This is a genomic window from Mucilaginibacter myungsuensis (assembly GCF_015222005.1).
Lineage (GTDB): Bacteria > Bacteroidota > Bacteroidia > Sphingobacteriales > Sphingobacteriaceae > Mucilaginibacter > Mucilaginibacter myungsuensis.
On record NZ_JADFFL010000003.1, the window covers coordinates 41713 to 59215 of the forward strand.

At 46.8% G+C, this 17503-nt stretch carries 15 protein-coding genes; 11 read left to right on the forward strand and 4 right to left on the reverse strand.

Annotation, left to right across the window (positions count from 1 at the left end):
• The first annotated feature begins 171 nt into the window (after positions 1 to 171).
• Positions 172 to 1152, forward strand: coding sequence for a LuxE/PaaK family acyltransferase (locus tag IRJ16_RS07670; protein ID WP_194110971.1), 981 nt, complete (start codon positions 172 to 174; stop codon positions 1150 to 1152).
• 157 nt (positions 1153 to 1309) lie between these two features.
• A complete protein-coding gene (locus IRJ16_RS07675; protein WP_194111615.1) occupies positions 1310 to 1999 on the forward strand; it encodes a PH domain-containing protein in 690 nt (229 codons plus the stop codon).
• A 35-nt stretch (positions 2000 to 2034) separates the two neighbouring features.
• On the opposite strand, the gene IRJ16_RS07680 is transcribed toward IRJ16_RS07675, so the two are convergent.
• Positions 2035 to 2520: a type I restriction enzyme HsdR N-terminal domain-containing protein gene (locus IRJ16_RS07680; protein WP_228079949.1), complete on the reverse strand. Its 486-nt coding sequence runs from the start codon at positions 2518 to 2520 to the stop codon at positions 2035 to 2037.
• 99 nt (positions 2521 to 2619) lie between these two features.
• On the opposite strand from IRJ16_RS07680, the gene holA reads away from it, so the two are divergent.
• Positions 2620 to 3636 (forward strand): DNA polymerase III subunit delta, encoded by a 1017-nt coding sequence (gene holA, locus IRJ16_RS07685; protein WP_194110972.1) that lies wholly within the window; start codon positions 2620 to 2622, stop codon positions 3634 to 3636.
• A 144-nt stretch (positions 3637 to 3780) separates the two neighbouring features.
• Here the strand turns inward: holA and IRJ16_RS07690 are convergent, their stop codons facing one another.
• From IRJ16_RS07690 to IRJ16_RS07700, 3 genes are all read right to left on the reverse strand, one after another.
• Positions 3781 to 5337: a CotH kinase family protein gene (locus IRJ16_RS07690; RefSeq protein ID WP_194110973.1), complete on the reverse strand. Its 1557-nt coding sequence runs from the start codon at positions 5335 to 5337 to the stop codon at positions 3781 to 3783.
• A 151-nt stretch (positions 5338 to 5488) separates the two neighbouring features.
• Positions 5489 to 7687 carry a gliding motility-associated C-terminal domain-containing protein gene (locus tag IRJ16_RS07695; RefSeq protein WP_194110974.1) on the reverse strand — a complete coding sequence of 733 codons (2199 nt, stop codon included), beginning with the start codon at positions 7685 to 7687 and terminating at the stop codon, positions 5489 to 5491.
• Positions 7688 to 7823: 136 nt separating this feature from the next.
• Positions 7824 to 9083, reverse strand: coding sequence for a metallophosphoesterase (locus IRJ16_RS07700; protein ID WP_194110975.1), 1260 nt, complete (start codon positions 9081 to 9083; stop codon positions 7824 to 7826).
• A 643-nt stretch (positions 9084 to 9726) separates the two neighbouring features.
• Between IRJ16_RS07700 and IRJ16_RS07705 the strand changes: the two genes are divergently transcribed.
• The 8 genes from IRJ16_RS07705 (at position 9727) to dapA (ending at position 17442) form a co-directional block, all read left to right on the forward strand.
• A complete protein-coding gene (locus IRJ16_RS07705) occupies positions 9727 to 10365 on the forward strand; it encodes an HAD family hydrolase (RefSeq protein ID WP_194110976.1) in 639 nt (212 codons plus the stop codon).
• Between the two features lie 93 nt (positions 10366 to 10458).
• Positions 10459 to 12912 carry a DUF5686 and carboxypeptidase regulatory-like domain-containing protein gene (locus tag IRJ16_RS07710; RefSeq protein WP_194110977.1) on the forward strand — a complete coding sequence of 818 codons (2454 nt, stop codon included), beginning with the start codon at positions 10459 to 10461 and terminating at the stop codon, positions 12910 to 12912.
• Positions 12913 to 12963: 51 nt separating this feature from the next.
• The gene (locus tag IRJ16_RS07715; RefSeq protein WP_194110978.1) at positions 12964 to 13857 is read left to right on the forward strand and encodes a hypothetical protein; all 894 of its coding nucleotides are present in this window, start codon (positions 12964 to 12966) and stop codon (positions 13855 to 13857) included.
• A gap of 85 nt (positions 13858 to 13942) precedes the next feature.
• Complete coding sequence (locus IRJ16_RS07720) at positions 13943 to 14242, forward strand: hypothetical protein (protein WP_194110979.1); 300 nt, start codon at positions 13943 to 13945, stop codon at positions 14240 to 14242.
• Positions 14232 to 14975: a DUF2927 domain-containing protein gene (locus IRJ16_RS07725; RefSeq protein ID WP_194110980.1), complete on the forward strand. Its 744-nt coding sequence runs from the start codon at positions 14232 to 14234 to the stop codon at positions 14973 to 14975. Before IRJ16_RS07720 ends, IRJ16_RS07725 begins: the two co-directional genes overlap by 11 nt.
• A 75-nt stretch (positions 14976 to 15050) precedes the next feature.
• On the forward strand, positions 15051 to 15488 hold the full coding sequence (locus IRJ16_RS07730) for a DUF4488 domain-containing protein (protein ID WP_194110981.1): 438 nt from the start codon (positions 15051 to 15053) through the stop codon (positions 15486 to 15488).
• Between the two features lie 33 nt (positions 15489 to 15521).
• On the forward strand, positions 15522 to 16250 hold the full coding sequence (locus tag IRJ16_RS07735) for a hypothetical protein (RefSeq protein WP_194110982.1): 729 nt from the start codon (positions 15522 to 15524) through the stop codon (positions 16248 to 16250).
• A 313-nt stretch (positions 16251 to 16563) separates the two neighbouring features.
• On the forward strand, positions 16564 to 17442 hold the full coding sequence (dapA, locus tag IRJ16_RS07740; RefSeq protein WP_194110983.1) for a 4-hydroxy-tetrahydrodipicolinate synthase: 879 nt from the start codon (positions 16564 to 16566) through the stop codon (positions 17440 to 17442).
• Positions 17443 to 17503 lie beyond the last annotated feature (61 nt).

The window sequence follows — 17503 nt, forward strand, 5'->3', positions numbered from 1 at the left end:
TTCCAAAGAGCAGTCAAATTTTGTGAGCAATTTCAAGCCTGTTTTTCGGTCTGTTTTCTGATCAATTTTCAGGTTCATGCATCGACCATTTACACATCTTCACTTCGTCATATCTGCACATTTCCTTCCCTTTCAGGGGGCCGGGGGGCCACAATTATTTATCTTTGCCTCATGCTTGACCCGCAACAGATATTTTCGATACAGACCGAACAAGAGTTTACCGATGCAGCCCTACAGGTGTTCCGTCATCAGGCACAGCATTGTCCGGTCTATCGTCAGTTTATTGATGGGTTACGGGTTGATATCGATAGCGTGGACAGCATCGCTAAGATCCCATTCCTGCCGATATCGTTCTTTAAGTCGCATAAGGTGCTCAGTAACGACGCGCCTGTCGAGGTCACCTTTACAAGTTCAGGCACCACAGGCATGATAACCAGCAGCCATTATGTCACCGACGTTAAATGGTACGAGGAAAGTTTCCGACGGTCTTTTGATCTGTTCTATGGTGATATTAAAAGCTATTGCGTTTTAGCGCTCCTCCCCTCCTATTTAGAGCGCGAAGGTTCGTCATTGATCTATATGGCGCAGGATCTGATCACACAGTCCGAAAACCCGGATAGCGGTTTTTATCTGTACAACCACGCCGACCTTTACGATCAACTACAACGTCAGCAACAAAATAAAAAGCCGACGATACTGATCGGCGTCACCTTCGCCCTGCTCGATTTTGTAGAACAACACGCGATCAACTTCCCCGAACTGATCGTAATGGAGACCGGCGGCATGAAAGGCCGCCGCAAAGAGATGATCCGCGAGGAACTGCATGATATCCTGTGCCAAGGGTTCGGCGTAGCTAAGATCCATTCAGAATACGGCATGACGGAATTATTAAGTCAGGCTTACTCTAAAGGCGACGGCATATTCAATTGCCCTCCATGGATGCGCATCATCACCCGTGACACTAATGATCCACTTAGCTTTACCGGCACCGACCGTACCGGCGGCATCAACGTGATCGACCTGGCCAATATCAACTCCTGCAGCTTTATCGCTACGCAGGACCTGGGTAAAGTGGCTGCAGATGGCTCGTTTGAGGTATTGGGGAGGTTTGACCATTCGGATATCAGGGGGTGCAATTTGCTGGTGGGGTAACAAACAGTCATTCCGTCCGTTAGTTAACGGATCGGGAACCCATCAAACAGGTCAGCCATAAAAGCCTTAAACTTTGCGTATGAGGTGCTGAAACAAGTTCAGCATGACCTTTGTGATTTAAATATACTATTTTTACTCCCATCATCTGAACAAGAACATGATAGAGAAATTTTTAAAAGACGACCAAGATCCCAAATGCGTCGAGAAGGTTTACGGTCGCTTAGTTGACCTGTTGACCACCGGCGAAGAGATCCTATACATTGCTACGCAAAAAAAACCATTGGTAAACATCCTGCCGGATGCCGTTGCGCTGACCACTAAACGGGTGCTGTTTTTCACCCCGGCAAATTTAGGTTTATCGATGAAATTTATAGATTTTGCCTGGAAGGATATCAAAGATGTTTTCACTAAAGAAGAGATCATTGGTGCCATCTTCAGCGTGCAGCAAGTTGGCGGCGGCGAACAGGGAACAGACTACCTGCCTAAAGTACAGGCACGCAAACTGTATCAATATGCCCGTGAACGTGCCGACATGGAGCGCGAAGCACGACACCAACGCAGCCTGGAAGAAAAACGTGCAGAATCAGGATCGGTAAGTATAGATCGCCCGCAGAACGTAGCTTTTCAGCCTGTCGCACCGATGTCGATACCAACGCCTGCTCCACAGCCTGAGCCGGTAGTTGTGATCGCTCCACCGGCACCCGCGCCTACTCCGCCGCCCGCGCCGGAAGTTAAGCCCGATGTGCTGACCGAAAAGCTAAAAAAATTAAAAACGCTTTTTGATAATGGTCTGATATCGCAGGAAGAATATAACGCAAAAAAGCTGGAGTTGTTAAGCGACTTTTAAAATAGCAGAACCCGCCATTGAGCGGGTTCTTTTGTTTACGATGAGATCTGAATATATTCCGGCAGGTCCTGCAAAAAGCTATAGCTTTCGTTGATCAGGTCTATCTTACAGTAATAATGGTTTAGTCCATTGGTCACTGCCAACAGCGGCACCTTGTGTACCATGTTATAACGCGCCACCTGATCAAAAGTAGCCTGGGTGATATTTACCGACGGTGCTTTGCACTCTACCAGCATCACCTTCTCGCCTTTGTTATTGCGTACCAAAATATCAGACCGGCGTTGCATGCCGTGCAGTTTCAATCCACCCTCTAAACCGATCAGTGTTTTAGGATAGCCCTTTTGTTTGATCAGGTATTGTACAAAATGCTGGCGCACCCATTCCTCGGGTGTGATGATGATATTGCGCTTGCGCAACTCGTCGAACAGGGAATAAACGCCCTCGTGCTCGGTGATCTTAAAGGGATGTGGTGGCAAATTAAGCGGCTGCAACAGGTCGTTCATCGACAGCAAAATTAACATTTTTCGCTATGGAAGTCTCAGACTTCAATTCATCTGTAGACTTCAGTTGCAAACTGAAGCCAGAGCATTTAATATTTTCGTAATTTGCCCTCCGAAAAGATGACCGCGCCTGAAATACTTAAAGACCTCCGTAACCGAAAGTTTAAGCCCATGTACCTGCTGCATGGCGACGAGCCGTATTTTATAGATCAGGTAAGTAATTATATCGAGCACGATCTGCTCCCCCCTGCCGAGCGCGGCTTTAACCAGACCATACTATACGGAAAGGACACCGATGTGATGACCGTGTTGAACGCCGCCAAACGCTACCCCATGATGGCCGACTACCAAGTGGTGATGGTAAAGGAAGCACAGGACATGAAATGGGGTAAGGATGATGACGATAAAAAGTCCATCAATCCGCTGCTGGCTTATCTGGAGAACCCGTTGCCGAGCACGATCTTGGTATTCTGTTACAAGTACGGCAAATTCGATAAACGTAAAAAAACCTACAAGGCGATCGACAAAACGGGTTTGATCTTTGAGTCGAACCCGATGTATGATAACAAGATACCGGGTTGGATCGAAGGCTACGTTACCGATAAGCAATACAAATTAAGCAGCCAGGCATCAGCTATGCTGGCCGAATATTTGGGCAATGATCTATCTAAGATCGCCAACGAGTTGGATAAGCTGATGCTGAACGTAGAGAAAGGGCAAGAGATCACCCTCAAGCATATTCAGGACAACATCGGTATCAGTAAAGAATACAACGTTTTTGAGTTACAGACCGCCCTGGTGCGCAAGGATGCTTACAAGGTCAATCAGATCATTAATTACTTCGAGGCTAACCCAAAATCAAATCCGATCGTGTTGGTATTGGGCAACCTGAATAACTACTTTACTAAGGTATTGATCTACCATTACCTGAAAGATAAATCGCAAGCGGCAAAAGAACTGGGCGTGAACCCCTACTTTGTAAAAGATTACGAAGCCGCTGCCCGCAGCTTTGATTACGGCAAAACCATGAAGATCATCAGCTACCTGCGCGAATATGACCTAAAAAGCAAAGGTGTAGAATCGACCGCCGGCCCCGGCGAGTTGATGAAGGAATTGATGTTTAAGATACTTCATTAAGTCGGAAGTCTCAAGTCCGAAGTTTCAATTCCGAAGCCCGAAGTCCGAAGTTATCAATTTAGTTAAACTCAAAAGTCCGAAGTTAAAGCTTTCACCTTCAACTCCGGACTTTCGACTTAAGACTCCAGACTTAAGACTCCCTACTTAGAACTGCATAATATTCTTATCTATCCAGGCCACCCTCGTCTTCAGGAAGGTACGCATATAGTCAACTTCTTTGTCGTAAGCGCCGGTCACTACGGCGTTGCGCCAGATGTATTTATCCAGGATAGGCCATTTCTCAAAATTCTTTTTCTGCGATAGGGCCAGATACTTTTCGTTATAGTCTATATCTCTAAATATCTGTTCAACGGCGGTGGCACGCATGGCGGTCCAGCGGTTACGTACTTTGATGTTAAAGTTATAATCTTGCGCCAGGCGTAAAAACCATGTACCATCGCGCACGTACCAGTTCTCGGGGTTTTTAGCAATGGTACTGTCGATATTGCCGCTGCTCAGGTCAAAATCCCAAACCGGACCCATGCCCATTTTAGCACCTTTATCTTTAAAGAAGAATACGCTGCTAAAGTCGCGGGCATCCTGATTCTTCACGGTCTCCATGGTCAGCAGCCAGTTCACAAATGAGTCGCTGTTGATGAATTTGGCATAACCATTAACCGGGTCGCCCCAATTTGATGAGAAGATAGCATCTTCGGTATCCTGAAAATATTTTTTAATGTAGGCCAACTGGGCTGGGGTAGCTTTTTCGTCGGGTGATTTGATAGCCACCGGCAGATCCTTAGTTGTGCGAAACCAGTTAGGTGCATCCAAACGATAATCTAACTCTAACAAGTAGCCGCCTGTAATATCCGTTGACGATGCGGTCATCTCCGTGATATTAACTCGGGCAGTATTTACCTCAACCTGAGCGGTCATTAGATAGTTTCCTTGATATTGGCCATTTAGGAATACTTCTACAAAACGGCTTTCGGGCGCAAAGTCTGATCCTAATCTACGGGCCAGTTCCAATGCCACACGGTTACGCATCAATGTTTTATCATTATAGTTGGCTAATAGTACCCAATCCTTAGCCGATGGCATACCCAGCATCGATGATTTGTTATCCAGCTTAATACGGTAAGGCTTTTTAGGGAACAAACTCCAGCTTGAGTTACCCCTGCCGCGGATACGCATGGTAGCGGGCGACTTGCTCTCAAATTCGCCGTTACCGTTCACCGATACCGTTCCGTTAACATAGGTTTCTTTAGATGTAATAGCGCCCGAACTAGTGATATTGATGATCGGGATACCGGTGAATACTTTCACCATCACCTTATAATCGCGGGTAACGCCTTGCGGGGTTTGCACTTTGTAAGTGACCGGTAAGCTGTAATCTGTAACGGTAGTACCGCTGATCAGCAAGGTATCAACAACTTTTATAAGCGTACCCGGGGTACGTGTGGTAAAAGTTACCGCGAGTTTTTTTACCGCGTTAACGTCAGGCAATACGGCAAGCAATTGGTTGTTAGCCTCATCGATAGTGAAAAGTACATCGGTAGCTATTTTGCCTGCGTTATATTTAACCTCTAACTTGGCTGATGTTATAGCTGCCGCGCTGATGCTACCACCTCCGCCACCGGGTTCGGGTACAATGCTGGTACTTTTTTTACAACCCCAAACAGTAATAACCAGTAATAAAACTAAAAGGCAATTTTTTTTCATATCCTGATCTTAACGGGTAATACAAAGATAGCGGCCACTAAACGTAAAACGCTACAATTATGTTATCGTAAAAAGACCAAAACCGCATCAACAAGTACCGAACATTAGCTAATTGACAATTTATTGACAAATAAATTAAAGATCAATAAATCTATCTAATAACCGTGACCATCCCTGTACGCTGAAATTCTTTTTTGCGATAGACATCAAAGGCGCTAAATACCCAATAGTAGGTACCTACGGGCACGGGGGAGCCGGATGACTGACCGCTCCAGGTCATAAATTTGTTATTGGTGGTAAAAACCTCTTTACCGTGCCGGTTATATATTTTAATGTGGTTAAGGTTAAAAACACCTTCAACTTTAGGCGCGAAAAGATCGTTCACCCCATCGCCGTTAGGCGTAAAGGTATTGGGCGCGATCATATTAGGCTCGGGCGGCGGTTGCACCAGTACGGTCACTTTGTTTATCTGTATGCATCCGGTGCCGTTTATAGCACGGATGTAATAAGTGCCACTTACTGATATATTTTGCGGATCGGCTAATGGCTTGGTGCAGGCGGCATCTGTCCAATAGCTGAAAGTGGGGTTGGCTACGCGTGTATGCGTTCTGGTAATATCTACCGTAAGGGGATAAACCACCGGTAACGGTTCATAAACCGTAAAATATGGCACCGGATAAACAGTGACATCGATCTTAGCTACGTTCCCTATGCAGCCATACCGGTTAACTGCATAGTAATAGTAGGTACCGCTTTGCGTAATTATGGCAGGGGCCGTTACCGGCTTTGTAGCGGCGGCATCGGTAAAAAAACGAAAGGTGGCCCCGTTAGCATTCTCGGCCCCATCCTGTATAGAGCGCAGCAAATTAAGCGGCGGGCAACCTGCCATAACTTTGTCTGTGGCGGTAATGATCGGCTCGACCGTTAAATATACCGACCTGACGGTAGTACACGCCGCGCGCGAACTTGCCCGTACGTAAAAATAACCCGATCTGTCGATAGCCGTAGGGTTAGCCACTCTAACGGTTAAGGCCGCATCTGTAAAATAATCAAAGGCAACGCCGGGATCGTCGGTGGTAAATGCCTTGGTCAGGTCTATCGTATTCGGCGCACATACGGCTACCTGAGGGATCGCGTTCAGCGGCGGCCCCTCAAACAATTGCACATGTATCTTGCCTATGTCTGTACAGCCGTACGCATTGCTTCCCCGTATATAATAATCGCCCATCTGGGATATCTTGCCGGGGTCGGATATAAAATTCTGCCCATCGGGGTCGGTATAATACTCAAAGGTCAGGCCCGAGCTGCTTCCTTGCGTAATTGCAGGATCCCGTAAGTTTACACCCGTAGCGGCGCAGCCCTCTATATAACCCGCCACACTTAGTTTGAAAGGCTCGTTTATTTTGGTGATGGTGGCCGTGAACGTATTTTCGCAACCCAGGCCCTCGTAAGGCATAATGTGCAATTTATACATGGTGCCATCGGGCGGGGCAGGCGTTATCCTTAGTGTTGGCGACTTACTTATTACCGAATCCTTAGCGTTGGTCCAGGTGTAATTCTCAAAGCCGGCTGGAGCGGTCAAATTAACGCCATCAAAAGCACCGGCGCAATAGTTATTACCGGTGATGGGTGACACGCATTTCTCGTTAAAATCAAGATAGGTGTAACCAAAATGGCCGCCCTTGCTGCAATCTCGGGTAATGAATTCTAACTGAAAACGCTTGCCTTTACGACCCGATATACGAATGGTTATTGGCGACCAGGGTTTGTAATAGACCGTAGCTGCCCTGTCCCTTCGGCCGGCCACAAAACCATGCAAGCCGGCGGTAGCAGTAAAATTGAAAGACCCGCAAGGCCGATCGCTCGGGTCTTCGAGATTGATAACGTTGGCCGTAAATTTAGGCTGTTCGCCGTCGGTATGGTCAGTGATATTCTGAAACACCACGGCATAGTAGTAGATCATCGTGAAGTCATCATCGGGCACAATAAAATCATAAGTGATGCGCTCTGCAAACCCGCTATTATTACGCCCGCCGCCTGATACAAATTCGTTACCGAGTTTCAAGGTGTAATTGCTGCCATTGGGGCTATTTACCGGGAAACCACCATGTTGATCCCTATCCTGGGGCGACTTGTTTTGCAGTAGCAAATGAGTGTTGCCTTCCGGTGCAGTGATCTCGTCGCCCCAGTTTATTGGTTGAAGTCCGGTCGAATCGGCCCTGGTAGCGTAACGTTTCCAGCCCGTAAAAGTACCGTCCTCGAAACCCAGATTAGACGGGCACGACTGCGCGAACACGGCGGAAAACACCATCAGCAACAAAAGCAACAAAAACAGTCTTTTAAAATACATTAGGCTTTGCTGATGAGGAGGTCAGTGTCTCAAATATAACGCTTTACCCGTTAGAACACCAAAATATTTTGATGTAGCTCACAACCACATTACGCCTGTAGTATCGGTTTGGTTGCCGTACAACCATGGCGATGTGCTACCGCTTCCGTTTTAGGGTCAGCACAGTAATTTCCGGCCAGATACCCAGCCTGCCCGAGAAAGCTAAAAAGCCAAATCCGCGGTTAATGTAAAGGTACCGCCCGGCATGCTCGGCCAAGCCCGACCAATGCTTGTAACGATATTGCACCGGGCTCCAACGTAGCGCGGCCGCTTCGATACCGAATTGCGCCCCATGGGTATGCCCTGCCAGGGTAAGGTGAATGTTCGACGGATGATCTTTAACAACTTTCTCCCAATGGGTAGGATCGTGCGATAGCAAGATCTTAAAGGCGTTGGGGTCTACTCCTGTTAACGCTTTATTAAGGTCCCCTTTCTGTACAAAATGGTCGCCCCAGTTCTGCACACCGATCAGGCTGATCTTTTGGCCATCTTTCTCCAACTCTACGTGCTCATCCAGCAGCAACTTATAGCTCATAGCCCAATGGTTAACTTTTAGCTGCTCCAAGTTGGCGTGCTTTTCGGCCTCGCTATCCCATTTTATGTAATCACCGTAATCGTGATTACCCAAAACAGAGAACTGCCCGAACGGCGACTTTAGCTGACGGAAACGTTCGATATAAGGCTCTATTTCGAAGGCGGCATTGTTTACCAGATCTCCTGTAAAAACAAAAAGGTCGCTTTTTTGCGCCTGGGCCAGGTTGATGCCACGCTGAACGGCTTCGGGGTTATCAAAACTACCGGCATGGATATCGGACAGTTGGGTGATGGTAAAGCCGTCAAAAGCCTCGGGCAGGTCGTCGAAATAAATAGTTTGGCGATGTACCTTATAATGATACTTGCCCTTCCACATGGCGTAGAAGAAACTGCTGAAAGGGATAGCTGCGATCAGGATAGCCAGCTCGCTAATGAATTTGCGACGCGATGGGAAAAATGGCTCGCCATTTTTGGGGTTACTACTCAGATATTTCACAACACCAGCAAAAAAACGGCCGATATCGCCCAAAAACATCACAATTATAAAAATGAGCTTGCTTACAAAGAACGTAAGGAACAAGCTGAGCATATACTCGTGGAAGTGCGACAGCCCTTTAGCCGTGCTCAGGAAGAACAAGCCCCCAAGGAAGACAACCGTAACACCAATAGAAACAATGAGATAACACCAAAGGAGAATCTGCTGGGCGCGTTTGTTCTGCCAGTCTAAGGTCCAGGTCTTTAGGCCATGGTACACGTACCAGTCCATCAGGAAAGTAACAACACTAAAAATTAAGAATAGCTTAAAGATGCCTCCGCCGCGCATAAATGAAATAAAATGAGCGGGCAAAATACCAAAACGCAGGGAAAGGGGAAGCTAACAGCTTAAAAATGACAGAAAAACAAGGGAATTGTTAAATTACAGCACGACCGTCAGGTTCGCAAGCCATGGCGGCCGCGCTTAATTTCCATATCACTCAGCACTTGTCAATAGTCCAAACCAAAGTTTGGGTATCACTCGTGTTCGGGTCAGGTTCGCAAGCCATGACCGTCACAATTCAATTTCGTACTTCTTATTATCAATAGTTTAAATTCCTTAAGGGAAAGGGCATTTAAAACGTATCAGTATCAATTAACAGGTATTAACCATTAGGCAACAGTAGTGCCAATTGGCAAAAAGTAGGTAAACGCGCTAAAACAGCATATTTTAAGTACGACGAGGTATTCCCGGGGGAAAGTGATTGCCCGATCTGGGGAATTGCGGTGTGGAAATTAAAGTATCCCTCCTTGGGGAGGGGTGCGGTTGTCAAGAGCGATGGCGGGGAGGGGTTTCGGCGCGATGCATCATGGTTAACCCCTCCCTGCATTTACGCACGAACCATGCCCGCCCCTCCCCAAGTAGGGATTTATTTATCACGTTTTCGCTCCCCCTTTAGGGGGCCGGAGGTCTTTTTATTACTTTTGCCACCATGATCAGCACCACTCCTTTCGATAGCATCATCTTTGACCTCGACGGCACCCTTTGGGATTCGACCGCAAATGTGGTCGTGGCCTGGCAAAGGGCTAAAGAGCAGGTAGACTATATCCGTCGCGACATTACCCGCGATGATGTGCGGAGTATTACCGGACTGGCTTATGATGTCATCTTCGAGACCTTGTTCCCTTATTTGGATGATGATAAGCGTAACGAGTTTAAAGGCATCTGCGCTAAGCACGAATTGGATGTGCTGTACAAATTGGGCGGCGACCTTTACCCCGAACTGGCGTCCACCTTAACTTATCTGCAACAGAAATACCGCCTGTTCATCGTCAGCAATTGCCAGGCGGGTTATATCGAGGTATTTTTGGGCAAGCAGGGCATGGACCAGTATTTTGAAGGGCACCAATGCTACGGCACTAAAGGTCAGCCTAAGTTCCGGAATATCCTTGATGTAGTGAGCGACTATAGCTTGCAAAACCCCGTTTACATTGGCGATACCAATGGCGACCGCGATTCGGCCGCAAAAGCGGGTGTGCCTTTTATTTTTGCATCCTACGGTTTCGGCAAGGACGTTACCGGCGGCATCGCCACCATAGATCAGGTAGCCGACCTCAAAAATATTTTGTAAAAGCGCGTTTTAACAATAATTAACAAGTGTAAATTCCGTTTTAAACGAAATTTAGGCATCTTTAGCAGGTGCATCCTTGTCACGCGCTTTTTTATGAGAACTATCCTACTTTCCTTCTTCGCGGTCCTGTTCACAACATTTTCGTTCGCCCAACAAAGCGGCGTTAGCGGTGTTATAACCGACGAGACCGGCCACACCGTACCCTTTGTAAGTGTGCACGTTAAGGGCACCACCCGCGGCACATCGGCCAATAGCGAGGGTAAATACACTTTGCAGGTGCCTGCCGGTAACCATGAGTTGTTATACAAAGCCATTGGCTATAAACAGGTAAGCAAAACGGTTACCGTTAAGGGCGCCGAGACCATGAACGTGCAACTTTCGGCCGAAACTTATGAGTTAAGGAACGTCACCGTACGTGCCGGCGGCGAAGATCCGGCTTATGCCATCATCCGTAAGGCGATCAAAAACCGTAAAAAATACCTTAACGAGGTTGACTCCTACACTGCCGAGGTGTACACCAAGGGCCTGCAAAAACTGCTGCAAACCCCAAAAACCTTTTTAGGCCGCGATCTGGATGAGATGGCCAAACGTAACGGTCTTGACTCTAACCGTTCGGGGATCGTTTACCTGTCCGAATCAGAATCAAAATACTCTTTTAAACGCCCTAACGAGGAGCACGAGGAGATGATATCATCTAAGGTGTCGGGCAGTAACCAGGGTTTCAGCTTTAACCGGGCATCAGACCTGAAGGTAAACTTTTACGAGAACCGCCTGGATTGGGAAGGCCTCAGCAACCGTCCTTTTATCTCGCCCATAGCTGATAACGCGCTGTTTTACTACAACTATAAATACATCGGTTTTACTACCGAGAACGGCGAGACCATCAACAAGATCAAGGTGATCCCCAAGCGCGACCACGACCCGGCTTTTGATGGCTACATTTATATTATGGAGGATAGCTGGCGCATACACAGTGTAGACCTGGTGATGGCCAAACGATCTAACATCTTTCTGTTGGATAGCCTTAAGATCAAGCAACAATTTTTGCCGGTAGATAAGGTATGGATGCCGTCGTCGGTGAAGTTTGAGTTTGGTGGTGGTTTGCTGGGCTTTAAATTTGCGGGCTACTTTATCGGCATCTTCCGCAATTACGAGGTGCAGCCTACGTTCGCCAAAAACTCGTTCCGCGAGGTGATGAGGATCACCAAGGGTGTCAACAAAAAAGACTCGTCTTATTGGGAAGCGTCGCGCCCGATCCCGCTTACAGACGAGGAGATAACCGACTATAAAAAGAAAGAGGTACTGGCCGCCAAACGCGAATCAAAAGAATACCGCGACTCGCTGGATGCCAAGCGCAACCACTTCACCGTGGGCAAGCTGATCACCGGCAATGGTTATAATTATTATAACCGCAACACCAAAACCTACATGCACTTTAACTCTATCGGCAAGTCGTTGTTATACAACACGGTAGAGGGTTTTGTGGTAGATTATGCCGCCAACTTTAGCAAACAGATAGATACCGCCACCAACCGTTACTTTAACTTTGGCGGGAAGGTGCGCTACGGTTTTGCCAACCAACTGTGGCATGGCAGCGCGTGGACCAGCATATCCCACCGCGACCTATCCATCAGTTTAAGCGGCGGCAGCGACGTGCTGGACATGAACAACCGCACATCACTAACCACCTGGTGGAACACCGTACACAGCCTGCTCTTCCGCGAGAATTATCAAAAATTGTATGACAAGCAGTTCACCAATTTCGGTATCGGCACGCGCCTGGCCGGCACCTGGACCGGCGGCCTTAGCGTAGAATACAGCAACCGCAAATGGCTGCCCAACACGGCCAGCTTTAGCTTATTTAAACCAAAAGGTAACGAGTTTACATCCAACAACCCATTTGTGCCCAATGCCGAGGTGCCGCTTTTTGCACAGAACCAAGCCTTTAAAGTGGGCCTGCGCACCAGCTACGATTTTAGCAACAAATACGCCACCTACCCCAACGGTCGCCGTTACCTGCCATCAAAGTACCCGCGGATAGATGTGAGCTTTACCCACGCGTTCGATAACGTATTCGGCTCGGATGTGAGCTACAGTTTGGCACAGGCCGATATCACCAAGAGCGACATCAAAATGGGCATGTTCGGCAAGTCGTCGTTCTATGTGGGTGCTGGTAAATTCTTCGGTGTTAAAAATATCACTTATGTAGACTATCGCCATTTCTCGGGCAACCAGATCGTGCCTTTTGATGGCGGCATCAACCAATTTGCCTTGCTGAACTACTATACCTACAGCACATCAAGCGAATACCTGGAAGGCCACTTTGAGCAAAACTTCTCAGGCTTTTTCCTGAACAAGCTGCCGCTGATCCGCCAACTTAAATTGCAGGAAATACTAAAAGTGAACTACCTGAGCACCCCTGCCCTGCGCAACTACACAGAGCTGGGCTTTGGCGTGCAATACCTGGCCTTTAGGGTGATGTATGCCAAGTCTTTCAACGGCGCGTTGAATGCGCCGCATGGGATAAGGATAGGGATAGATCTGTAGGGGACCAAACAAGCAATTAAAGACCGAACCATTTTAAGCATTATTTTTCACATGAAAAGAGCCTTATCAGTTGTAGCGTTTTGCGGTGTGGGTATGTTTTACGCTTCGGCGCAAAAACTACCGTCTAAACAAACGGTCAGTGTTATTGCCCCTACCGAAGCATCTGTAGATGGCAAAGCGACCGAGTGGGGGAACTCTTTTCAGGCTTATAATAATAATATAGAGACTTTCTACACCATAGCTAACAACGGTGAAAAGATCACCCTGATCCTGCATGCAAAAAGATCCCGGATTATAGAAAAGATAATTGAGGGAGGGGTAAGCATCACATTTAATACCACAGGAAAGAAGGACGACCCCAAAAGTTCGGTAGTTCTATTTCCATTGATGCCTTTGCCGCGTTGTAAAGGAATATTAGTAGCGGCCGGGAAAAGCTTGACCGGTAAAACTTATGATAACGACGGGAATGACCTTACCGCCTCAATAAAATCTGCAAAAAACACAAAGCAAGATACAGCAAGCGCCAAAGCAAATGAAATGTTAAGAGCAAGCCTTAAAGAGATCAAAATAGCGGGTATGCCAAATGTTGTCGATTCTATTGCAGGCGTGGACGATAAGACAGCTTACTACCGCACTTTGCCGTTGAGAGCTCACAAATTCAAGATCATCCCGATAAACAATAAAAACAATATTGAGGCGATGGTACAATTTGATAGCAATGGCGAACTGAATTATGAGTTGGCCATCCCGATAAAACACTTGTTTGACCCGTTAACTCCATTGAAAAGCTTTTTTTACAACATTACGATCAATGGTCGCGGCGAAGATGGCAGGCCCGGCAATACATGGCAATATGCACCGCCGCCTCAACAAGGCATATTAAATCAGGATCTGGAAGAGCCGACCGACTTTTGGGGCGAGTATATATTGGCGCAAAAACAGTAGCCCTTGTTTGCCCTCCGGTTAGATCGCTAACAACATTCAACCATAGCACCTATTTGGCACGACCGGACCTGATGCATCAGTAAAAATGATCAAATACAGCCCACTTGTGGGCAAAAAAATAAACGGCGAGTCGGTAGCAGTTATTCTGCCGGTGAGGATAAACGAAGGACTGACCGTTGAAAAATATATCACCAATATTTTTGACGACCCCGAGTTTGACAGGAATATTAACAACTACTCAGATCACATTGTAGCCCTGATGTTCGATATGCAGGCCTTTTTAGATAATGGCACAGTGAAATGGCAACACCTGGACGATGTACTGGCCACGCTAACGCAGGAAAAATTGGATAAACTAATGATAGACCGGGCAAATGAGAACTAAGATCATCCGCATCTACATCATCACTTCGCTGCTGCTGATAGCAGCACTATCTTACAGCTTTTTTACTAATTTAAAATTTAGGCAAGAGGTAGCCCGCGAGCGTTTCAACGAGGACGTAGTGAGCTTTTTTAACGAGGTGTGCTTAGGCGGCGAGGAAGGCGGATCGCGCATCACCCGGAAATGGGGATCGGAGATGCGGCTTTATATTGTAAAAGACAGCGCCTACAGCCAACAGGTCGAAAAAATAAAAGAAGTGGTGAAGGATGCCAATAAGCTTTTTAGCGACGGTTTCAAGATCAGCCTGGTGACCGACTCTGCCAAAGCTAATTCATATATCGTACTATCAAGTCACGAAAATTTGGTCCAATTCCCACGGTTCGGTAATGAACTGGGTGGTATGAACGAAAGATTTTTTGGGCACTTCACTTATAATTTCACAAAGGATACGATAACCAATTCGGTGATTTATGTAAACACCGGCAAGCCTTTTAAAATGCAGCGCAACGCGATAGTGGAAGAGATCGTTCAATCATTGGGTATGGGTAACGATACCGACGTGTACAATAACAGTATTTTCTTTCAGCATAAATATAGCGCCGGTCTCGACACGCCTACCTGGTCTAAGATGGACGAGCAACTGATCAAGATCCTCTATCACCCTAAAATGCAGGTGGGGCTTAACCGCGTGCAAACAGTGCCGTTGGTGAATGAGATATTGGAGGAGTTGAAGTAGACAAATATCTATTTGATATTCGCGCCCATTATCGCATCTTTACCTTAACCAATTAAAACCCGAGACCTGACAGCGATGAAAAAGTTCCCTTTCCTTATCCTTGCTTTTGTAGCCCTTTTTATTACCGTTAACGCCCGTTCGGCCAAACCGGATGCCCGCAACGTTGCCGACGACGCCCTTACCGGCACCTGGCAACTTTGCAATGCTACCACTTTACAGCCCGATACAGCCATTGGCGGCAAGCCCGGCATTAAACGTTTTAAATTCATTAACAATAATAAATTTTTAGTGATCGAGACCCGCCAGGGCGGCGCCATGCTGGTAGGCAGTTTCTCGGGCGCTTACATTATAGACGGCGATAATTACGTGGAGACTATAGACCTTAACGCCCCCAACATTTACGGCCGACCGGCGCAGCCGAAGTTCTCGTTCAAATACAAGATCAAAAATGGTTTGCTGTATGTAGATGGTACGGATAACGGCTATCACGAGGTTTGGGCGAAGGTGAAATAAGGAGTTGATATTTAACATATCAAATAACCTTAAATGAAAAGCCTGCAAACCATCAAATTGCTGTTGCTATGCCTGGCGATCAACGGTCATGTCTTTGCGCAGAACCGTGCTGCACCAGCCGTTCTATCTAAATACCAAACAAAAAGCGGGCGGACTTTTACGCTTTACAATGACCATACCTTCCAGATCATGCGGTCTACTCCCAAGGGCCATATGGAGGGTACATTATGCGATACGATAGCAAAAGGCAGCTGGTCGGTTGTGAACAAGTCTGTTTTAAAACTTAGCGAGACCCAAGAAAGCAGAAAAGTTAAGTACAAGATAGATAAGGACAATAAGCTATCTAACGATAGTGTTTACTTTAAAATAGTATTGCCGGAGAGCGACACTTTCTTTGATCAAAAATTTGAATTCACATTTGGCTTTATTGGAGTTGACGCGCCGACAAATACCCGGACAACAAAATTTACGATCAGCAAAAAAGACGTTTTTAAACACAGCGCCGATAATGGTTATCTGGCAACATTCTCGGCACTGGATATGTCCCCGATGAATGCCGAATATTTGGGCAAATGCTACCAACGGGTCTATTTCGATATCGCCAACGATATCAAACTTGATAAAAACTTCAACTACTATACCATCACCCTAACCAACTTTACCGGGTGCTTTGTAGAACGGGCTGCAGTAGATAACGACTATGTGGTTTTAACAGCGGACGGTTTGCATTGGCAGGATATGGATTTTAAGAAGGTGAAATAGAAAACGGTACAACCTGTCGCCCCCCCAAGCGACCGCAATTATACCGTTCATGATCGTTCATGGCCAAAATTCTCAACGCCAATGAAAGTGACTAAATATCAACACATTACAAACATCGTTCACTACACCGTGTTCACGGCATAAAAAATCTATACTGATTATCAATAATTTACACATTTCGTATAGCACTTGTTCACGCGTGAACGATCTGGTTGTGCCTAACAGATATCGTAGTGCCAACACGCCACTAAATACGGCATCCGGTTATTAAGATCGTATCCTATTTGCTATCTTAGCACACTTTAATTTAAAAATGAATAGATTTTACGGCACAGGGGTAGCCATGGTAACCCCTTTTTTGGCAGACGGACAAGTCGACTATCCGGGTTTAAAAAACCTGATCGACCATTTGATCGACGGCGGCGTGGAGTACTTAATTAGCTTAGGTACTACAGGCGAGAGCGCCACTTTAAGTAAGGAAGAGAAGCATAAGGTTCTTGAATTTACTGCCAAGACCGTGAATAAACGTGTTGCCCTGGTCGCCGGTATCGCCGGTAACAACACCATGGAAGTGGTGGAGCAGTTCCGCACGTTCGATGTGGAGGGTTACGATGCTATCCTATCGGCAAGTCCGCATTATAACAAGCCAACTCAGGAGGGTATTTATCAGCATTACAAAGCATTAGCCGAGGTATCTCCCCTGCCGATCATCCTGTATAACGTACCAAGCCGTACAGGCAGCACTATGAGCGCCGAGACCACCATCCGTTTGGCCAACGAGTTTAAGAATATTATTGGGATCAAAGAAGCATCAGGCAGTTTTGATATCTTCAACCAGATCCTGCGCGATAAACCTGCCGATTTTATGCTGATATCAGGCGATGATCCCGTTACCGTGCCTATGATGGCCATCGGTGCCGTGGGCTTGATCTCGGTTACGGGCAACGCTCTGCCAAAACGCACGTCAGACATGGTCCGCCACGCACTTAACGGCAACTTTAAAGCAGCCACCGAATTACACAACTCGCTGATCGAATTCACCCGCTTGATGTTTGTAGAAGGCAGCCCGGCCGGTGTAAAAACCTCGTTGAAACACTTGGGCGTTTGCGGCGATACTTTACGCTTGCCATTAGTACAAGTGAGCAACAAAACTGCTGAAGCGATAGTGGCTGAGACGGAGAAGTTGAAGTAAGGTGAAAGCTGAAAGGTCTTATTGAACGCCCGAACGCAAAACATATAAAATAAAAAAACCG